Raw genomic sequence first — 17,628 nt, forward strand, 5'->3', positions numbered from 1 at the left:
GCTGCCGGCGGCGGCTGGCTCAGACCGTGCCGCGGGTCTTGCCGATCCAGGGCCGGTAGAACTCGCGGATGGTCGCCATGTCTGCGGCATCATCGCCGGTCGGCGTGAACAGCGGACCGATGCCGATGGTCTTTTCCGGGTAGTGGAAATACGCGGCCAGGATCGGCACGTCGGCCATCCGCGCAATCTTCAGGAAGCCGGCCTTCCAGTCCTTCACGGCCTTGCGGGTGCCCTCGGGGGTGATGGCGAACCACATCTTCTCGTTGTTGCGCAGCAGGTCCACGGCCTGGCCGACAGTGCCCTGCGGCGAGCTGCGATCCAGCGGGATCACGCCCAGCTTGTGCAGCAGCGGGCCCAGTGGCCACCAGAACAGCGAGGCCTTGCCCAGCACTTTCACTTTCATGCCCAGTGCGATCTTGGCGGCCATGCCCCACAGCCCGTCCCAGTTGGACGAATGCGGAGCGATGATGAAGACCAGCCTGGGAACGTTCGGCAGCGTACCGGTCACTTTCCAGCCGCCCATGCGCAGCGTGCAGCGCGCCAGCCAGCGCAGGAAACGGTTGGGCTTGACCTGCGGCATGTTCGGCGGAATGGCCGGCAGCAACGGCGTCGGGTTGTTCAAGCAATCACTCCCAGTCACGTGATGAGCGCCCGCGCTTGATCTGCGCGCGCCCGCGTTTGGCGTCCAGACGACGCAGTTTCGACCCGAAGGTCGGCTTGGTGGCCTTGCGTGGTTTGGGCACGCTCAGCCCGGCCTGGATGAAGGCCGCCAGCCGCTCGCGCGCATCCTCGCGATTGCGATCCTGGGTGCGGAAACGTTGCGCGTCGATGACCAGCACGCCTTCGCCGGTCATGCGCCGGTCGCGCCGCGCCAACAGGCGCTCGCGCAGCGGCTCGGGCAACGAGGGCGAGCCGGCCACGTCGAAACGCAGTTCCACCGCGGTGGAGACCTTGTTGACGTTCTGGCCGCCGGCACCACTGGCACGCACGAAACGCTCGACGATCTCGCCGTCGGGGATTTCAAGCTGCGCGCTGATGATGACCGGTCCACTGCCCATCCGCGCATTGTAGCGGCAGCCGCGTTGCCGTGGCTGCCATCACGCCCCGTATGCCGCCGATCAGGCACCGAACACGCCGCCTTCGCCTTTGCCGGGGGTATGCTTGCCATCCCGTGTACTGCAGGACGCTCCGCATGATCCGCTTCGTTCCCTCCCTGTTGCGCCGCGCGACCCTGCTGCTGGTGCTGGCCGCAGCAAGCGCGCCGGTGCTGGCCGCAGCCCCCACCGATGGCGACATCAACCGCCTGCTGTCGGCCTCGCGTGCGCAGAGCATGATCGACACCATGCTGCCGCAGATCGAAGCGATGCAGCAGCAGCAGTTCCAGCAGGTCGCCGCACAGCGCAAGCTCAACGCCCAGCAGCAGGAACAGCTGCAGCGCATCCAGGCCCGTACCAGCCAGACCCTGCGCCAGGCACTGTCGTGGCAGCAGCTGCGGCCGATGTACGTGGACCTGTACAAGAAGACCTTCAGCAAGGAAGACGTGCTGGCCATGGCCGAGTTCTACGAGAGCCCGGCCGGCCAGAGCCTGCTCGACAAGACCCCGGCGCTGATGCAGAACGTGATGGTGGCGATCCAGACGCGCATGCAGCCGCTGTTCGCCGATCTGCAGAAGGATCTGGAAGCGATCGTCAACGAGCCGGAAAAGAAGTAAGACGGTAGCGCCGGGCCATGCCCGGCGAGCGCGAAGCGCGGCCGCTTCATCGACGAAGCCGCCGGGCATGGCCCGGTGCTACCGCTACGGAACGTGCCAGCCGAACAGGTCCAACGCCTTCTGGAATTCACCGTCGACCGGCGCGCGCACATCCACCGTGCCACCATCCGGATGCGGAAAGCGCAGGCGCTCGGCGTGCAGCAGCATGCGGTGCACACCCTGCATGCGGAAGTTGCGGTTGTGCCGGCCATCACCATGGCTGGTATCGCCGATCAGGTGATGTGACAGGTGCTTGAGATGGCGGCGGATCTGCCGGAAGCGCCCGGTCAGCGGCTGGCAGCGCAGCAGTGCATAGCGCGAGCTGGTGAACTCGCCCACCGGTACCGACAGTTCGCCGGTAGCCAGGCGCTGGAAGTCGGTGACCGCCGGCTTCTTCACCGGCTTGCCGGGACCGCCATCCAGATCGTGGTCGACCTGCCAGGCCTCCTCGGCCGGCCAGCCGCGGCAGATGGCCAGGTAATCCTTGCTCACCTCGCCGCCCATCAACGACTTGCCCAGCGCACTGGCCGTATCACGGTCGAAGGCCAGCAACAGGCAGCCGCTGGTGGCGCGATCCAAGCGATGGACCAGGAAGATCGGCCGGCCCAGCTGCTCGCGCAGGCGATCGGCGAGGAAATCATCTTCGCCACGGGCCAGCTTGCTGTCATGGACCATCAGCCCGGCCGGCTTGTTGACCACGGCCAGCCGTTCATCCAGGTGCAGCAGCTGCAGGGGCGCGGTTTCAGTCTCGACCGCGGCGAGGGTGTCAGGTTCGGTACTCACCGCGCGATTATCCGGATGACGCGCTGAACAGGGTAGTGCCGGCCGCTGGCCGGCAACGTCGAGGTCGCCCGATGACTGCGGTTGCCGGCCAGCGGCCGGCACTACCGCACCAGGCCAGCGACCCGCGCTACCGGGGTGACGCCCGGTCAGGTGTTGCGCAGCGCCAGCAGTTCGCCATTGCCCACCGGCACCAGGCTGGTGGTGAACGCCGCATCGGCGGCCAGCAGGGCGCGCAGCGGCGCCATCTCACCGGCATGCGAGGTGGCGTTGTCGACCACCAGCAGGCCGCCGGGGCGCAGTACCCGACGCAGCTGCGGCCACCAGCCCGCGTACTGCCCGCGATCCGAATCCAGGAACAGCAGGTCGATGCAGCCCTGCTCGGCCTGCGCCAGCCACTGACCGGCATCACCGTGGACCAGGTTGATGCGCTCGCCCAATCCACTGCGGGCGAAATTCGCGCGGGCCATCGCCACCTTGTCGGCAGCGAGCTCCAGCGTGGTCACCTGGCCATCGATCGCGGCCGCCGCTTCGGCCAGCCACAGCGTGGAATAACCGTTGGACGTACCGATCTCCAGCACGCGGCGGGCGTTGCCGAAACGCACCAGCACCGACAGCAGTTCACCGGTGTCGGCGGTGATGTTGAGCATGCGCCGACCGCGCTCGGTTTCGCACGCATCGTTGTCGCTGCCGAACTGCGCGAGCTCCTGTTTGAGCGCGCTCAGCGCATCCATCATCGCCACCACGCACGCGCCAGTGCGAACGCTCCAACCGCACCGGACACCCAGCTCCACGCCGGCACGTCGCCCCAGTACCAGCCCGGCGGCTGCAGCACGTACATCAATGCGGCGATCGCCAGCAGGCCGACGCCGGTGATCGCACCGACCGCATGCTTCTGCAGGCGCTGCACACTGGCATCCAGCGCAACCAGATCGCGCGAGCGCATCGCCAGCTCATGGCGACCTTCCACCTGCTGGGTCAGCCAGGCGTGCACCAGGCGCGGCATGTCCGGCGCATGGGTCATGATTTCCGGCAGGCGCTTGCCGATCTCGCGCACCACGCGACGCGGGCTGTAGCGCTCGCGCAGGATCTTCGCCAGCACCGGCTTGGCCACGGCCCAGATATCGATCTGCGGGTCCAGCTGGCGGCCGACGCCCTCGATGTTGAGCAGGGTCTTCTGCAGCAGGATCAACTGCGGCTGCAGGGTCAGCTGGTAGCGCTGGGCCACGCGGAACAGCTTCATCAGCACTTCGGCCAGCGAGATCTGCGACAGCGGGCGGGTGAAGTACGGCTCGCACACCGAACGCACTGCCGCTTCCAGATCATCGATGCGCACGTTGTCGGGCATCCAGCGCGCCTGCACGTGCAGTTCGGCGATGCGGCGGTAGTCGCGGTTGAAGATGGCCATGAAATTCTCGGCCAGGTAGTACTGATCTTCCTGCGAGAGCTGGCCCATGATGCCGAAGTCCAGCGCGATGAAGCGCGGGTTGTCGCGGCGCATCGGATCGATGTCGACCCAGATGTTGCCGGCGTGCGCGTCGGCATGGAAGAAGTTGTCGCGGAACACCTGGGTGTAGAACACCCGCACGCCCTTGGCGGCCAGCGCCTTGCGGTCGATGCCGGCCTTGTCCAGCGCGGCGATGTCGTCGGAAGGAATGCCCCATACGCGCTCAAGGGTCAGTGCACGCTCGGCGGTATGGCTCCAGATCACTTCCGGTACGTACAGGTCGTCGGAGTTCTCCCAGAAGCGGCGCAGCACGCTGGCATTGGCGCCTTCGCGCTGCAGGTCCAGCTCGGCGGCCAGGGTGTTCTCCACCTCGGCCACCACTTCGCGCGGGCGGATCTTGTCGGCGCGCGGATGGGTGCGCTCGACCAGCGTTGCCAACGAGTTGAGCAGGGCGATGTCAGCGTCGATCTGTTTTTCGATGCCCGGGCGCAGCACTTTGACCACCACCTGGCGGCCGTCGGCCAGGGTGGCCGCGTGCACCTGCGCGATCGACGCCGAGGCCAGCGGTTCTGTATCGAAACTGGCGAAGGCTTCGCTGACCGGCAGGCCCAGCGCTTCCTCGACGATGCGGCGCGCCACGTCGCCGTCGAAGGGCTTGACCCGGTCCTGCAGCAGGGTCAGCTCATTGGCCACGTCCGGCGGCACCAGGTCGCGGCGGGTCGACAGGATCTGCCCGAACTTGACGAAGATCGGCCCCAGGTCCTGCAGCGCCAGGCGCAGGCGCGCACCCCGCGACTGTGCCGCGATGTCGGCTGAAGCGCGCGGCACGAACGGCTTGGCCAGGCGCAGCCAGCGCTCGGCCGGGGTGCCCTGCAGCAGGTCGTCAAGGCGGTAACGCAGGATCACCCGGCCGATGCGGCTGGCCCGCAGCAGCGCCTTCATGCGGCACCCCGCAGGCGCTGCACGCGTGCGCCGAGGCGCTCGACATCGTCGCGCAGCACGTCCACGTCATCGTGGAAGGCATCCAGCTCGGCACGTGGCACCACGTCGCGCGATTCCTCGGTGATGAATTCAGCGGCGCTATGGGCGAGGTCGATCGCACCCTGGCGGGCATGCTGCAGGGCGCTGCGCAGGGTGTTGGCCACCTGCACGCCCAGCACGTCGCCGAACACGCTGACGAACGGCTGCTGCCAGTCCGGATCGAAGCCCTTGGCCAGCTGCTGCAGGCGGCGCGCCAGCTCGGCATCGCCGGCCACGCGTACGCGCCCCTTGCCGTTGTCAGCGCCCTGGCGGGCACGCGCCAGCAGCGGCAGCTGTGCCAGCACGCCGGCCAGGCTGCTGCGCACGGCCAGGTCGGCTTCCTGCGCATCCACCGGGCCGACACGCAACTGGTCACCGTCGACGCTGATGCGCATTGCCAGCGGCGGCGCGTCCAGGGTCAGGTCGATATGGCGACCGTCGAGGCTGGCCAGTGCGTGGCGGGTATCCGGATCCAGCGCCAGCGCGCGGTTCAGGGCGATCTGCAGGGCACGGCCAGCGACCGGCTTGAGGGACTTGAGCAGGGAAAGAGCCATGTGCGCATTCTACCTGCGTGGGTGGGGGGCTTGGGCCGGGCTGCCGCCCGGCACCCGCAGACGCAACGGCAACATCAAAAGCCGACGTCCTGTGGGGAGGCAGGGCGGTGTGGGTCTGCGGGGCCGCCGTGAACCCGTCCTTGGGGGCTTGGTCGCCGCATCCATGCGGCTCACACCCCGCAAACCCACACCACCCCGCCTTCGACAGGTTTCCGGTAGCCATTTGCGGTAGTGCCGGCCGCTGGCCGGCAACCTCAGGAGGTGTCGACCTTGGTCGACACGGTAGATCAGGGCATGCGCAATTGACGCGTGCGAAGGGATTTCTGGTTCATCTGTGCCTCACGCGGAAGGCCGATGAAGGTTCATGCTATGGAGCCACGCAACGCACAGGACATCGCATTTCCATGGCACGGACACGGGTTGGCATCATCTTCGGTGGCAGGTCTTCCGAACACGAAGTTTCGCTGCAGTCGGCGAAGAACATTCTCGACGCGCTCGACCGCGAGCGCTTCGAACCGGTGCTGATCGGCATCGACAAGCAGGGCCAGTGGCACCTGAGCCAGCCGGACACGTTCCTGCTCAATGCCGAGGATCCGGCGCGCATCGCCCTGCATCCTTCCGGGACCGCGCTGGCGGTTCTGCCCGGCACCGAGCAGGCCCAGCTGCAACCGACCGATGCGGGCAGCGCGCTGGGGCAGATCGATGTGGTGCTGCCGATCGTGCACGGTCCGCTGGGCGAGGACGGTGCGCTGCAGGGCCTGCTGCGCATGGCCAACCTGCCCTTCGTCGGCTCGCCGGTACTGGGTTCGGCGGTAGCCATGGACAAGGATGTAACCAAGCGCCTGCTGCGCGATGCCGGCCTGCAGGTGGCGCCGTGGGTCTGCATCCGCCGCCATGAAGCCGATACGGTCGATGTCGATGCCCTGATCGCGGCACTCGGCCTGCCGCTGTTCGTGAAGCCGGCCAACCAGGGCTCATCGGTGGGCGTGAGCAAGGTCAAGGACGCCGACGGTTTCGCCGAGGCATTGCAGACTGCGCTGCGCTACGACCACAAGGTTCTGGTGGAATCGGCCGTGGTCGGCCGCGAGATCGAATGCGCGGTGCTCGGCAACGAGCAGCCGCAGGCCAGCATCTGTGGCGAGGTGGTGCTGCACGACGAGTTCTACGCCTACGACACCAAGTACATCAACGAAGATGGCGCCGAAGTGGTGGTGCCGGCCGCGATCGACGCGGCGACGCAGGCGCGTATCCAGGACATCGCGCTTCAGGCGTACCAGGTACTGGAATGCGCCGGCATGGCGCGCGTAGATGTGTTCCTGACCGCGGATGGTCGGATCGTCATCAACGAGGTCAACACGCTCCCCGGCTTCACCCGCATCAGCATGTATCCGAAGCTGTGGGGCGCCAGTGGCGTGGGCTACACGGCGCTGATCACGCGCCTGATCGAACTGGCGATGGAACGGCACGACGCCGATCGCCGATTGCACAGCGCGGTGCGCTGACCGCGCTTCGGCAGTGCCGGCCGCCGGTCGGCAACCCCGGGTAATCGAGGTTGCCGGCCAGCGGCCGGCACTACTGCTCAAGCGGTCATGTGCGCTTGCGGAACATCGAGATCACCGCCAGCACCAGGAACACCACGAACAGGATCCAGGCGATATTGCTGGCGGCACCGGCGATGCCGGAGAAGCCGAGCACGGCGGCGATGATGGCGATGACAAAGAAGATGACGGCGTAATGCAGCATGGTGCTCCTCGCAGGTGGTCGGCCGTGGGTGGCGTTGTGTCCATCCTGCGCATCTGCCGGTGTGCAACCGGTGATGGCGATCTCTGCGCGTAATGAAGGCTTCAGCGCGGTGATGCCGCCGTCATGATGCGGCCTTCAGCCGTCGCAGCCCTTCTTCGATGCTGACCTGCGGCACGTAGCCGAAATCACGGCGCGCTGGCTCCATGCTGTACCAGTGCGGCGTGCACAGCTGCTCGGCCAGGAAGCGCGTCAGCGGCGGCTCGCCACGCAGGCGCAGCAGCGGCCACAGCCGCTCGCAGATCGCGCCGATCCGATACGCCGTCTTGAAGCTGATCGCCTTGTCCACGGTTGGAGCGCCCACCGCCTGCAGCAGCTTGTTGACCAGCTCGCGCATCGGCAGCGGTTCGCCATTTGAAATGAAGTACGCCTTGCCGGCGCAGGCCGCACCCGGTGCCAGCGCCTGGAAGGCGAGGAAATGCGCCAGCGCGGCGTTGTCGATGTACGTGGTATCGACCTTGTTGTTGCCGTCGCCCACCAGGCGCAAACGGCCAGCACGTGCACGATCGGCCAAGCGTGGCACCAGCTGCTGGTCGCCCGGGCCCCAGATCAACCGCGGACGCAACGCCACGGTTGCCAGGCTCGCGTCATTGGCCGCCAGCACGCGCTGTTCGGCAATCGCCTTGGTCGCCGCGTAGGGCGCCTGGAAATCCTCGCCATACGGCACTTCGTCCGCACCCAGTCCTTCCACCGGGTGCGTGGCACGGTGAGTCACGCTGGGCGTGGAGGTATAGACCAGCCTGCCGATGCCATGCGCACGGCAGGCGGCGATGACGTTGTCGGTGCCGACCACGTTGGCCTGGTGGTAGCTGTCGTAGCTGCCCCACGCACCCGCCTTGGCACCGTTGTGGAACACCGCATCGACGCCGGCCACCGCATGCAGCACCGCCTGCGGATCGGCCAGGTCACCGCGGATCTGGCCCACGCCCAGCGCCTGCAGTTCCGGGTAGTGGCTGCGGTTGAATGCCAGCACCTGGTGGCCACGTTCGACCAGGCCACGGCACAGCGCCTGGCCAAGGAAACCACCACCACCGGTGACCAGGATCTTCATGCGCGCTTCTCCAGTTCGGCGCGGGCCCAGACGGCGAGCTTCTCGCGGCCGATCTTGGCGTTGTGACGGATATCGACGGGGAATGCCGGATGCATCAGCACGTGTTCCAGCTTCATCTCGGGCAGACGCGCAGCGGCCGTGGCATGCAGCGCCTCGCGCAGAGCAGGGCTGTCGGACTGGCCACGCTGCAGCTCCACGCACAGCACCGGCACCTGCGCACCGGCCGCGCCGACGCCCACCAGCGCAGTGCGTGCCACGCCGGGTACGGTGTTGAACACCGGCTCGACCTGTTCGGTGTACAGCGGTCCGTGGGCGGTTTCCACGCGATGGGTCTTGCGGCCACAGAACCACAGCCGTCCCTGCGCATCGAAGTAGCCGACATCGCCCATGCGATGCACGATGCGGACGCTGCCATCGGCCAGGGTTTCGCTGATCTTCGCCGCCGCCGTCGCCTGCGGACGGTTGAAATAACTGTCGGTGGCGGTCGGCCCGGCCACGGTGATCTCACCGATCTCGCCCACGGCCAGCACGCGCGCCTGCGACCAGTCCGGCAGCGGCGCATCGTCGATGGCGATGATGCGCACCTCGTTCGGTGCGACCACGCTGCCGACGCAGGTGCCGGCACCGCCCTCGGTGGCCGCGCGCGTACGCTCCAGCTCGCGCCCCTCGACCACCGCCACCGGCAGGCACTCGGTGGCCCCATACGGTGTCCAGAACTGGGCATCGGCCGGCAGCAGGCTGCGGATGGTGGCAACCACGTCCGGCGGCACCGGCGCACCGGCCGAGGTCACCCGGGTCACCGTCGGCAACGGCCGCCCGTGCCGCGCCAGCACCCGCATCAACGCAGGCGAGCCAAACAGCTGGGTCACGCCGAAACGCTGGATGGCGTCATGCAGGCGCGCCGGGTCGGCCTGGGCCGGCCGGGTCGGGTCCATGTCCGGAATCACCGAGGTCAGGCCCAGCGCCGGATCGAACAGCGCAAACGGCGGGAAGGTCGGCAGGTCCACCCCGCCCGCCTCCATGCCGAAGGCGCTGCCCAGCAGCTCGATCTGGCCGACGAAGTGGCGGTGGCGGTAGACCACGCCCTTGGGCACGCCGGTGGAGCCGCTGGTGAACAGGATCGCCGCCGTGTCCTCGCCATCGGTGTCGGCCAGCATCGGGCCACTGTTGGCGCCGGCACGCTCCAACGCGGCCAGCGTGGTACCGCCCCAGCCCAGGCGGCGGCCGACGGTCACCAGGCGGGTCGCCGAAGGCGCCCAGCGCAGCGCCAGCCGCGCCACGTGGGCCAGCGGGATGCCGATGAAGGCCTGCGGCTGTGCCTCGTCCAGGCACTGCTTCAGCGCGCGCTTGTCGATGCCCGGATCGACCAGCACCGGCACCGCGCCCAGCTTGAACAGGGCGAACATCAACAGGAAGAACTCCGGCGACGGCCGCACCATCACCACCGTGCGCACCCCGCGGCCGATACCGTAACCGGCCAGGCCGGCCGCCATCGCATCGCTGCGGGCGTCCAGCTGGCGGTAATCCAGGGTCACGTCGTAGGCCGCCATGCCGTTGCCGGCGCCGCGCCGCCCGGGGCAGCGGATGGCGATCTGGTCGGGGCGTTCACGCGCCAGCTCGGGCAGCCGCGCGGCGATGTTGCAGGATCGGTTCATCCGTTCATTGTCGCCGCTTACGGAATTTCTTGCGCGGCGGCCGCCAGCGTGGAAAATCCGCATCCTCGTCCCTTTCCCGATGCCGCCCGAGGCGGCTTGCCCATGCAACATCCCTGCATGACCTGCGGCGCCTGCTGCACCCAGTACCGCGTGGCCTTCCACTGGATGGAATCGGACGAGGTCACCCCCGGCGGCGTGCCGCACCAGCTCACCGAGGTGCTCGACCCGCACCGCCTGTGCATGCGCGGCACCCATTCCAAGCCGGTGCGCTGCGTGGCGCTGGACGCGCAGATCGGCGTCTATTCGCGCTGCACGATCCACCCCAACCGCCCCAGCGTGTGCCGCGAGGTGGATGCATCGTGGGAGTACGGCAAGGCCAGCCCGCAGTGCGACAAGGCCCGCATCGCCTATGGGCTGGATCCGCTGACCCTGGCCGACTGGCGCTGGCGCGACGGCGCGGACAACGACGACGACCACCCGGACGACAACGGCAACAGCCCCTCGCCACAGGCGCCGATCGCCGCGTAGTGGTAGTGCCGGCCGCTGGCCGGCAACTTCATGAACCCGGCGCGCATTGCGCGCTTGCCGGCCAGCGGCCGGCACTACCGGGATCCGACCCTGGAACCGATCAGATCGGGTTCGCGTCCAGGAACGCCCGGATCTCCGGCACCAGCACTTCATGCTTGTCTTCCAGCACGTAGTGGCCGGCATCCTCGAAGGCATGCACCTGCGCCTTCGGCAACGCCGCCTGGAAGCCCTTCAGGAAGTGGTGGTCGAACACGAAATCACGCAGGCCCCAGCCGAGGAAGGCCGGACGATCGGCGAACGACGGCAGCGCCTTGCCGGCGCGCTCCAGCAGTGACCACGCCTTGTCGGCCGGCGACAGCGGAATGTCCTGCATGAAGCGGATGGTGCTGATGCGGTTGGCGTAGCTGTTGTACGGCGACACGTAGGCGCGGCGCACATCGGCGGGCATCTTCCGCTCCACGCCCAGCCACGAGGCACCGGAGGAGAACGCATTGAAGGTGCGGATGATCCACTCGCCGACCTTCCAGTGCCGGCCCAGCGCAATCTGCCACGGCATCTTCTTGGCCGCCGGCATCGGGAACGCGGCGGTGTTGAGCACCACCAGGCGTTTGACCTGGTCGTGGTGCGACAGCGCCCAGCCGAAACCGATCATGCCGCCCCAGTCGTGCACGGCCAGCGTCACCGGGCCGGTGATGCCCAGATGCTTCAGCAGCGCATCCAGATCATCCACCCGCGACTGCAGCGTGTACTCGTAGCGGCTGTCGTCAGGCTTGTCCGACAGGCCCATGCCGATATGGTCCGGCACGATGCAGCGGTACCTGTCCGACAGGCCGGCCACCAGCGTGCGCCAGTAATAGCTCCACGACGGGTTGCCGTGCACCATCACCACCACTTCGCCGTCGCGCGGGCCTTCGTCGAGATAGTTCATCGACAGGCCGGGGCGGACCTCGAAACGCTGCGGGTGGGCGGGGTAACCGGGAAGCTGGGACATCGGATCGCACCTGTAGAAAGGGCCGGTAGAACCGGCCCTTGGACACTTGGAAACATCATCGCTGTCCGTCGCGAGCGATTGGCTGGCACGTGCGGACGGCGCGCAGCAGGTCAGCGGTGACTTTTTTACCAGACCACTTCGGCCATCGAGCAGTTCAGGCCCGAGCCGATGCCCAGAAGCGCGATGCGGTCGCCCTTCTTCAGCTTGCCCAGCTGCTTGAGCTTGCTCAGCACGATCGGCACCGAGGCCGGACCGATGTTGCCGTGCTCGCCGAAGATGGTCATGACCTTCTTCGGGTCGATGCCGAAATTCTTGATGAACGCCGCGGTGTGCGGCTGGCTGACCTGGTGGATGACGAACTGGTCCAGCTCTTCCACGGCCCAGCCCAGTGCGATCTTGGCGGCGGTGAAGGTCTTCTGGGCCAGCTTGATGCCCTCGATCAGCAGCATGCGGGTGTCGGTGACCATGCGGTCCAGGTTGCCCAGGCACAGCTGGTTCCACTCGGTGGCCGAGCGGGTCACGCCACCCTTGTAGCGCGGCGCGTCGGGCACCAGCTCCGAACGGGCCATCACCATCGCGGCTGCACCGGAACCGGTGGTCAGCGCCGCCAGCTCGTTGCGGAAGTCGTCAGCGGTGACGTCCGGCGCGGTCATCCGCTCCAGGGTCTTTTCGTACACCAGGTTGGCGGTCTCGCCATCCACCACCAGCGCATAGTCGATCTCACCGCGCTCAAGCATGCGCGCAGCGATGTCCATGCCGTTGATGAAGGCCAGGCAGGCATTGGCGACGTCGAAGGTCATGCACTCGTCGCTGACACCGAGGTTGCCGGACACGATGGAAGCGGTGGACGGCTCCAGGTAGTCACGGCTGACCGAGGTGTTGATCAACAGGCCCACCTGCGTCGCATCGATGCCTGCGTCTTCCAGCGCCTTGCGGCCAGCCATGGTGGCCGCATCGGACGCCAGGACGCCGTTGTCCCACAGGCGGCGCGCGTGGATGCCGGCGATGTCGCCGAGGACGTCGGTACGGATACCAAGGCGATCCAGCGTCGGCTGCAGGCGTTCGTTGATTTCCTTGGTCGTCAGCGTGTGCGGCGCATCAACGTGAGCCAGGCCGGCAATCGAGACATTCTTGAAGAGCATCGAGGTTAGCGCCAAGGCTCAGGCAAAGGGGGCGCTATTCTATAACCCCCCGGGCCTTCACCGCATCTTTACGAATTCAGCCTTGGCCGTATGGTGAAGGATTCAGCGCGGCGGGCACTGGAAGGCGGCGAAGCGCTGGCTGCCATCGGCAGGGGCCGCAGCGGCCTGCACGGCGTTGGCGCCGGTGGTCGGGGCCTCGTTGCGGGCCAGGGTTTCCAGCTCTTCCTGCACGCGCAGCGGGTTGCGGTTGTAGAAGCCGACCTTGCTCTTCACGGTCACCACTACTTCGCCCTTGGAGATGCAGCCGGCCGGTACCGGGCCTGCTGGCAGCACGCGGGTCGCCTTGCCGGCCGGTTCGATCGGCACCCAGGTGCAGGCGGTGACGGTGAGCAACAGGGACGACAGCAGCAGAACGCGCATGGGCAGGATCCTGGAAGGGAATGTCAGGAGTGTGCCTGAACCGTCTGAATCAGGGATAGCCGGAGAGGGCCGCGGTAGCGCCGGGGCATGCCCGGCGGTTCTTCGAAGGCGTCCAGATGCCGCGCTGCGCGCTCGCCGGGCGCGGCCCGGCACTACCACCAGAGGCCTGCCCGCCGGAGCGGGCAGGCACATCCCTTACTTCTTGACCGGGTTGCCTTCGGCATCGATCACGGTCACTTCGCCCAGGTTCAAGGCGCGCACGGCCGCTTCGGTCTGCTTGAGGTCGCCCACCACCACCCAGGTCAGCGCCTGCGGCTTGATCTCCGCTGCCGCCTGCTGCACCTGTGCCGGGGTCATCGCTTCGATCTCGGCCTTACGGCGCAGCACGTAGTCGTCCGGACGCTTGAACTGCACGATCGTGCCGATGGTCGAGGCCACCGCGCTGGCGGTCTCGTAGGCGCCGGGCAGGCTCAGCGTCTGGATGTTGCGGATGCGCGCCACTTCCGCGTCGGTCGCCGGCTTGCTGCCGTTGGCGAACTCGGCGATCTCCTTGCGCATTTCCGCCATGGCCGGGCCGGTCTTGTCGATCTGCACCGGTGCCATCGCCATCCACGGGCGCTGGCCCACGGTGTTGCTGGCGCTGGTGCGGGCACCGTAGGACCAGTGCTTGTCCTCGCGCAGGTTCATGTTCAGGCGCGAAGTGAAGTCACCACCGATCACGCCGTTGGCGATGTCGAAACGGGTCGAGCTGGCATCGCTGGACGGCGGCACGACCTGGCCGGCGAACAGGTTGGCCTGCACCGCGCCCGGCTGGTCGATCAGGAACACGCGCGGGCTCTTCGGCAGCGCCACGGCGGTGGTGGCCTTGATCGTCGGCGCATCACCGGTGGCCTTCCAGTCGCCCAGCTGCTTGTCCAGCAGCGGCACGATCTCGGCCAGGGTGGTATCGCCAACCACGATCAGGGTGCCGTCCTGCGGGCGCAGCCAGTCGCGGTGGAAGTCGACCAGGTCCTCGCGGCCCAGGCTGCTGATCGCCGCTTCGTCACCGCTGCCGGTGAACGGGATCGCGTACGGGTGGCCCTTGCCGTACAGCAGCGGCGGCAGCACGCGCATCGCTACCGCACCCGGGTTGACCTTCTCCTGCTGGATGCCGGCGATCCAGGTCGCCTTGACACGGTCGATCTCGCTCTGCTCGAAGCGCGGCTCGCGCAGCAGGCTGGCATACAGCGCCAGCGACGGCACCAGGTTCTCCTTCAGCGCGGACAGTTCCACATCCACCGAATCCAGGCCTGCGGACGCATCGAGATCCGCACCCAGCGCATCGGCTGCATCGGCGAAGGCCAGCGAGCCGAGCTTGCCGGCGCCTTCGGTCATCAGGCTCATGGTGAAGTTGGCGGTGCCCGGCTTGCGGCCCTGGTCGGCGGTGAAGCCACCCGGGAACTGGTAGCTGAACTGCACCACCGGAATCTCGTGGCGCTCAGCCAGCACCACCTGGGTGCCGTTCTTCAGCGTGGCGCGCTGCAGGGCCGGGAACTTCAGCTGCGGGAACTCGCGGGTCTGCGGCACGCCGGCCTTGCGGTCCACCTGCTCGGGCAGGGTGCTGTACCTGCTGTCGACCGCCGGCACGTTGAACGGCTTCGGCGCCTGCGAGGGGTCTTCCTTCAGCGCCACGCGTTCACCCGGCTCGACCACCAGGGTGTGGCTGCCCTTGTCCAGCCACTGCGCGCCCAAGCGCTTGAGGTCGGCAGCGGTGGCCTTGTCGATGTTGGCCAGCGAGGTGCGGAAGCAGCCCGGGTCGCCGGTGTAGACCGTGCACTCGGCCAGCGCATCGGCCTTGCCACCGAAGCCGCCGATGCGCTCGATGCCGCGGATGAACGCCGCGCGCGAGCCGGTCTTGGCGCGTGCCAGTTCTTCGGCGGTCGGGCCCTCCTTGAGCAGGCGCTCGATTTCCTCATCGATGATCTTTTCGACCTTGGCCGGATCCTGGCCCTGCTTCACCGTGGCCATCACCATGAAGTTGGAACCGAGCTGCGAGGCATAGGCGCCGGCGCTGATGTTGTCCACCAGCTTGTCCTGGTGCTGCAGGCGCTGGCTCAGGCGCGAAGACTTGGCGCCGCCGAGCACATAGGCCAGCAGCTGCAGCTGGTCGACGTCGGTGGTGCCGACCTGCGCCACGTTCCAGGCGCGGTAGATGCGTGCCTGCGGCACCTTGTCGGTCATCACCTCGCGGGTGTCGGCCGGCCGCTTGGCCACATCCACCTTCGGCTGCGCCATGGTCGGGCCGGCCGGGATGCTGCCGAAGTACTTGGCGGCCTTTTCCTTGGCGGTGGCCAGGTCGATGTCACCGGCCAGCACCAGTACCGCGTTGTTCGGGCCGTACCAGGTGCGGAACCAGGTCTTGACGTCGTCCAGCGAGGCGGCGTTGAGATCATTCATCGAGCCGATCACGCTGTGGTGGTACGGGTGGCCCACCGGATACAGCGCGCGGTTGAGCTGTTCCCACACCTGGCCATAGGGCTGGTTCTCGCCCTGGCGCTTCTCGTTCTGCACCACGCCACGCTGTTCGTCGAGCGCAGCCTGGTCGATCGCGCCCACCAGATGGCCCATGCGGTCCGATTCCATCCACAGCGCCATGTCCAGCGCGGTGGTCGGCACGTTCTCGAAATAGTTGGTGCGGTCGGTATTGGTGGTGCCGTTCTGGCCGGTCGCACCCACCTGCTTGAAGGGTTCGAAGTACTCGCCGTCGTGGTTCTCGCTGCTCTGGAACATCAGGTGTTCAAACAGATGCGCGAAGCCGGTGCGACCGGCGGGCTCGTCCTTGCTGCCGACGTGGTACCAGATGTTGACCGCAACGATCGGTGCCTTGCGATCGGTATGCACCACCACGCGCAGGCCGTTGGGCAGGGTGAACTGCTCGAACGGGATATCGACCTTGCTGGTCGCGGCCGGCTTGGCCGCCAGCGCGTAGGTCGGCGCGAGCGTGCCGAGAGCAGTACTGAGAGCAACAGCGAGCAGCGCGGCGCGCGGGCGCAGGGTGAGCGACATATCCGGGTCCTTGGTCACGAAGGTGAATCCCGATCCTAGCGCGGGCGTGCGGCCACCGGTATCGGCCACCAGTCACTGGGGGTGATCGGCCCCATCGGCCTTCGTGATTGGCCGTTCGCGGGTCACGAACGGCGGTGATTCACGTCCGGACAGTGTCCGCAGCCACCCGAATGGACAGGTGTCCGCCCTGCGGACACTTTCGGCGAGCCATAAAACCCTTATGAATCAACGACTAAAAGTTGGCACGGGGATTGCTTTGTACTTCCTGCGCCAGGAAGGGCTTCAGACGAAAGCTGACTGAAGACTGAACAAAAGCAGGAAATCGAAAATTCCGCTTGCATCCCCAGAACTGGTGTTCTACCTTACTACCACACCACTGCTCACCAACACTAAACAGGCCCCGTCATGAACGCCAAGACCATTGCCATCGCCATCGCCCTGATCGCCGGCACCGCGGTTGTTTCGTCGGTGCAGGCCTCCGAATCCATCAAGACCCTGTCCACCGTGCAGGTCCGCCCGGCCGCCGACCAGCTGGTCCAGCAGGCCTGGGAACAGGCCAGCGGCATCCCGACCCTGGCCACTGTCGAAGTGCGCCCCAGCGTCGACCAGCTGGCCGAGCGCGACGGCTTCATCGCCAGCCCGGTCGCCGCCGCGCTGCCGATCACCACCCTGGCCTCGGTTGAAGTGCGCCCGAGCTTGGAGCAGCGTGTCGCCCTGGCTGCCGAGCAGGAAGCCCAGCGCTACGCCGCCACCCTGGCAGCGGCCGCCACCAGCGTCGCCAACCAGGTGATCGTCAACCTGCCGGCCCTGCAGGTGCGTCCGAGCGCCGCCCAGCTGCAGGCCTTCGCTGCCGAAACCGCCCAGGTCCTGCTGCGCCCGTAAGCGACGTCCGCCCTGCCCCGCGCGGGGCGTGCGTCGTAAAGGCGGCCGCCGTCGCAGGTACACTGCGCCGATGAATGCCGCGCCCCAGTTCCACGTGATCCTGTTCCAACCGGAAATCCCGCCCAACACGGGCAATGTGATCCGGCTCTGCGCCAACACCGGCGCGCAGCTGCACCTGGTCGAGCCGCTCGGCTTCGCACTGGAAGACAAGCAGCTCAAGCGCGCCGGCCTGGACTACCACGAGTACTCGCGCCTGCAGGTGCATCCGGACCTGGACACTGCGCTGGCGCGGATCGCACCGAAGCGGTTGTTCGCCCTGAGTACGCGTGCCAGCGTCCGCTATGACAGCGTGGCGTTCGACGACGGTGATGCCTTCCTGTTCGGCCCGGAAAGTCGTGGCCTGCCGCAGGACGTGCTTGATGCCCTGCCCGATGGTCGCCGGCTGCGCCTGCCGATGCGGCCGGACAATCGCAGCCTCAACCTGTCCAACACCGTTGCGGTGGTGATGTACGAGGCGTGGCGCCAGCATGGGTTTGCCGGCGGGGCGTAGTTCGCGTTTGTCA

General features: G+C 67.4%; 18 protein-coding genes. 5 read left to right on the forward strand and 13 right to left on the reverse strand.

Translation table 11 applies throughout. From position 1 onward, the window contains the following. Positions 1-19 precede the first annotated feature (19 nt). Both M2299_RS05960 and arfB read right to left on the reverse strand, forming a co-directional pair. Positions 20-622, reverse strand: coding sequence for a lysophospholipid acyltransferase family protein (locus M2299_RS05960; protein WP_025875827.1), 603 nt, complete (start codon positions 620-622; stop codon positions 20-22). Positions 623-626: 4 nt separating this feature from the next. Beyond that, positions 627-1,058 carry an alternative ribosome rescue aminoacyl-tRNA hydrolase ArfB gene (arfB, locus tag M2299_RS05965; RefSeq protein ID WP_025875829.1) on the reverse strand — a complete coding sequence of 144 codons (432 nt, stop codon included), beginning with the start codon at positions 1,056-1,058 and terminating at the stop codon, positions 627-629. Positions 1,059-1,192: 134 nt separating this feature from the next. On the opposite strand from arfB, the gene M2299_RS05970 reads away from it, so the two are divergent. Next, on the forward strand, positions 1,193-1,711 hold the full coding sequence (locus M2299_RS05970; protein ID WP_032978115.1) for a DUF2059 domain-containing protein: 519 nt from the start codon (positions 1,193-1,195) through the stop codon (positions 1,709-1,711). A gap of 84 nt (positions 1,712-1,795) precedes the next feature. Here the strand turns inward: M2299_RS05970 and M2299_RS05975 are convergent, their stop codons facing one another. The 4 genes from M2299_RS05975 to M2299_RS05990 all read right to left on the reverse strand — a co-directional run bounded on the left by M2299_RS05975 (position 1,796) and on the right by M2299_RS05990 (position 5,551). Next, positions 1,796-2,533 carry a pseudouridine synthase gene (locus M2299_RS05975; RefSeq protein WP_248148378.1) on the reverse strand — a complete coding sequence of 246 codons (738 nt, stop codon included), beginning with the start codon at positions 2,531-2,533 and terminating at the stop codon, positions 1,796-1,798. A 146-nt stretch (positions 2,534-2,679) separates the two neighbouring features. Continuing rightward, on the reverse strand, positions 2,680-3,267 hold the full coding sequence (locus tag M2299_RS05980; RefSeq protein WP_032978317.1) for a class I SAM-dependent methyltransferase: 588 nt from the start codon (positions 3,265-3,267) through the stop codon (positions 2,680-2,682). Further along, the gene (ubiB, locus tag M2299_RS05985) at positions 3,264-4,919 is read right to left on the reverse strand and encodes a ubiquinone biosynthesis regulatory protein kinase UbiB (RefSeq protein ID WP_280884047.1); all 1,656 of its coding nucleotides are present in this window, start codon (positions 4,917-4,919) and stop codon (positions 3,264-3,266) included. The genes M2299_RS05980 and ubiB overlap by 4 nt, the downstream gene beginning before the upstream one ends. Beyond that, entirely contained in the window at positions 4,916-5,551 is a 636-nt protein-coding gene (locus M2299_RS05990; protein WP_025875838.1) for an SCP2 sterol-binding domain-containing protein, read from the reverse strand. The genes ubiB and M2299_RS05990 overlap by 4 nt, the downstream gene beginning before the upstream one ends. Before the next feature lie 404 nt (positions 5,552-5,955). On the opposite strand from M2299_RS05990, the gene ddlA reads away from it, so the two are divergent. Beyond that, positions 5,956-7,053: a D-alanine--D-alanine ligase gene (gene ddlA, locus M2299_RS05995; RefSeq protein WP_025875840.1), complete on the forward strand. Its 1,098-nt coding sequence runs from the start codon at positions 5,956-5,958 to the stop codon at positions 7,051-7,053. Positions 7,054-7,138: 85 nt separating this feature from the next. On the opposite strand, the gene M2299_RS06000 is transcribed toward ddlA, so the two are convergent. The 3 genes from M2299_RS06000 to oleC form a co-directional block, all read right to left on the reverse strand. Further along, a complete protein-coding gene (locus M2299_RS06000) occupies positions 7,139-7,294 on the reverse strand; it encodes a DUF1328 domain-containing protein (protein ID WP_025875842.1) in 156 nt (51 codons plus the stop codon). Positions 7,295-7,415: 121 nt separating this feature from the next. Continuing rightward, positions 7,416-8,402, reverse strand: coding sequence for a 2-alkyl-3-oxoalkanoate reductase (gene oleD, locus M2299_RS06005; RefSeq protein WP_280884048.1), 987 nt, complete (start codon positions 8,400-8,402; stop codon positions 7,416-7,418). After that, complete coding sequence (oleC, locus tag M2299_RS06010; protein ID WP_080150330.1) at positions 8,399-10,057, reverse strand: olefin beta-lactone synthetase; 1,659 nt, start codon at positions 10,055-10,057, stop codon at positions 8,399-8,401. The genes oleD and oleC overlap by 4 nt, the downstream gene beginning before the upstream one ends. Positions 10,058-10,159: 102 nt before the next feature. Here oleC and M2299_RS06015 point away from each other — a divergent pair, with 102 nt between their 5' ends. Then, the gene (locus M2299_RS06015) at positions 10,160-10,585 is read left to right on the forward strand and encodes a YkgJ family cysteine cluster protein (RefSeq protein ID WP_025875849.1); all 426 of its coding nucleotides are present in this window, start codon (positions 10,160-10,162) and stop codon (positions 10,583-10,585) included. A 100-nt stretch (positions 10,586-10,685) separates the two neighbouring features. Here the strand turns inward: M2299_RS06015 and M2299_RS06020 are convergent, their stop codons facing one another. From M2299_RS06020 to M2299_RS06035, 4 genes are all read right to left on the reverse strand, one after another. Continuing rightward, positions 10,686-11,576, reverse strand: coding sequence for an alpha/beta fold hydrolase (locus M2299_RS06020; protein WP_280884049.1), 891 nt, complete (start codon positions 11,574-11,576; stop codon positions 10,686-10,688). Between the two features lie 125 nt (positions 11,577-11,701). After that, on the reverse strand, positions 11,702-12,718 hold the full coding sequence (locus M2299_RS06025) for a 3-oxoacyl-ACP synthase III (RefSeq protein ID WP_025875853.1): 1,017 nt from the start codon (positions 12,716-12,718) through the stop codon (positions 11,702-11,704). A 102-nt stretch (positions 12,719-12,820) separates the two neighbouring features. Further along, entirely contained in the window at positions 12,821-13,138 is a 318-nt protein-coding gene (locus tag M2299_RS06030; protein ID WP_025875855.1) for a DUF4156 domain-containing protein, read from the reverse strand. Positions 13,139-13,333: 195 nt separating this feature from the next. After that, positions 13,334-16,183: a pitrilysin family protein gene (locus tag M2299_RS06035; protein WP_099786267.1), complete on the reverse strand. Its 2,850-nt coding sequence runs from the start codon at positions 16,181-16,183 to the stop codon at positions 13,334-13,336. Between the two features lie 405 nt (positions 16,184-16,588). Here M2299_RS06035 and M2299_RS06040 point away from each other — a divergent pair, with 405 nt between their 5' ends. Continuing rightward, on the forward strand, positions 16,589-17,065 hold the full coding sequence (locus tag M2299_RS06040) for a hypothetical protein (protein WP_025875859.1): 477 nt from the start codon (positions 16,589-16,591) through the stop codon (positions 17,063-17,065). Positions 17,066-17,135: 70 nt separating this feature from the next. Further along, entirely contained in the window at positions 17,136-17,615 is a 480-nt protein-coding gene (locus M2299_RS06045; RefSeq protein WP_032978095.1) for a tRNA (cytidine(34)-2'-O)-methyltransferase, read from the forward strand. Positions 17,616-17,628 lie beyond the last annotated feature (13 nt).

This window comes from Stenotrophomonas sp. 1278 (genome assembly GCF_029892765.1).
Taxonomy (GTDB): domain Bacteria; phylum Pseudomonadota; class Gammaproteobacteria; order Xanthomonadales; family Xanthomonadaceae; genus Stenotrophomonas; species Stenotrophomonas indicatrix.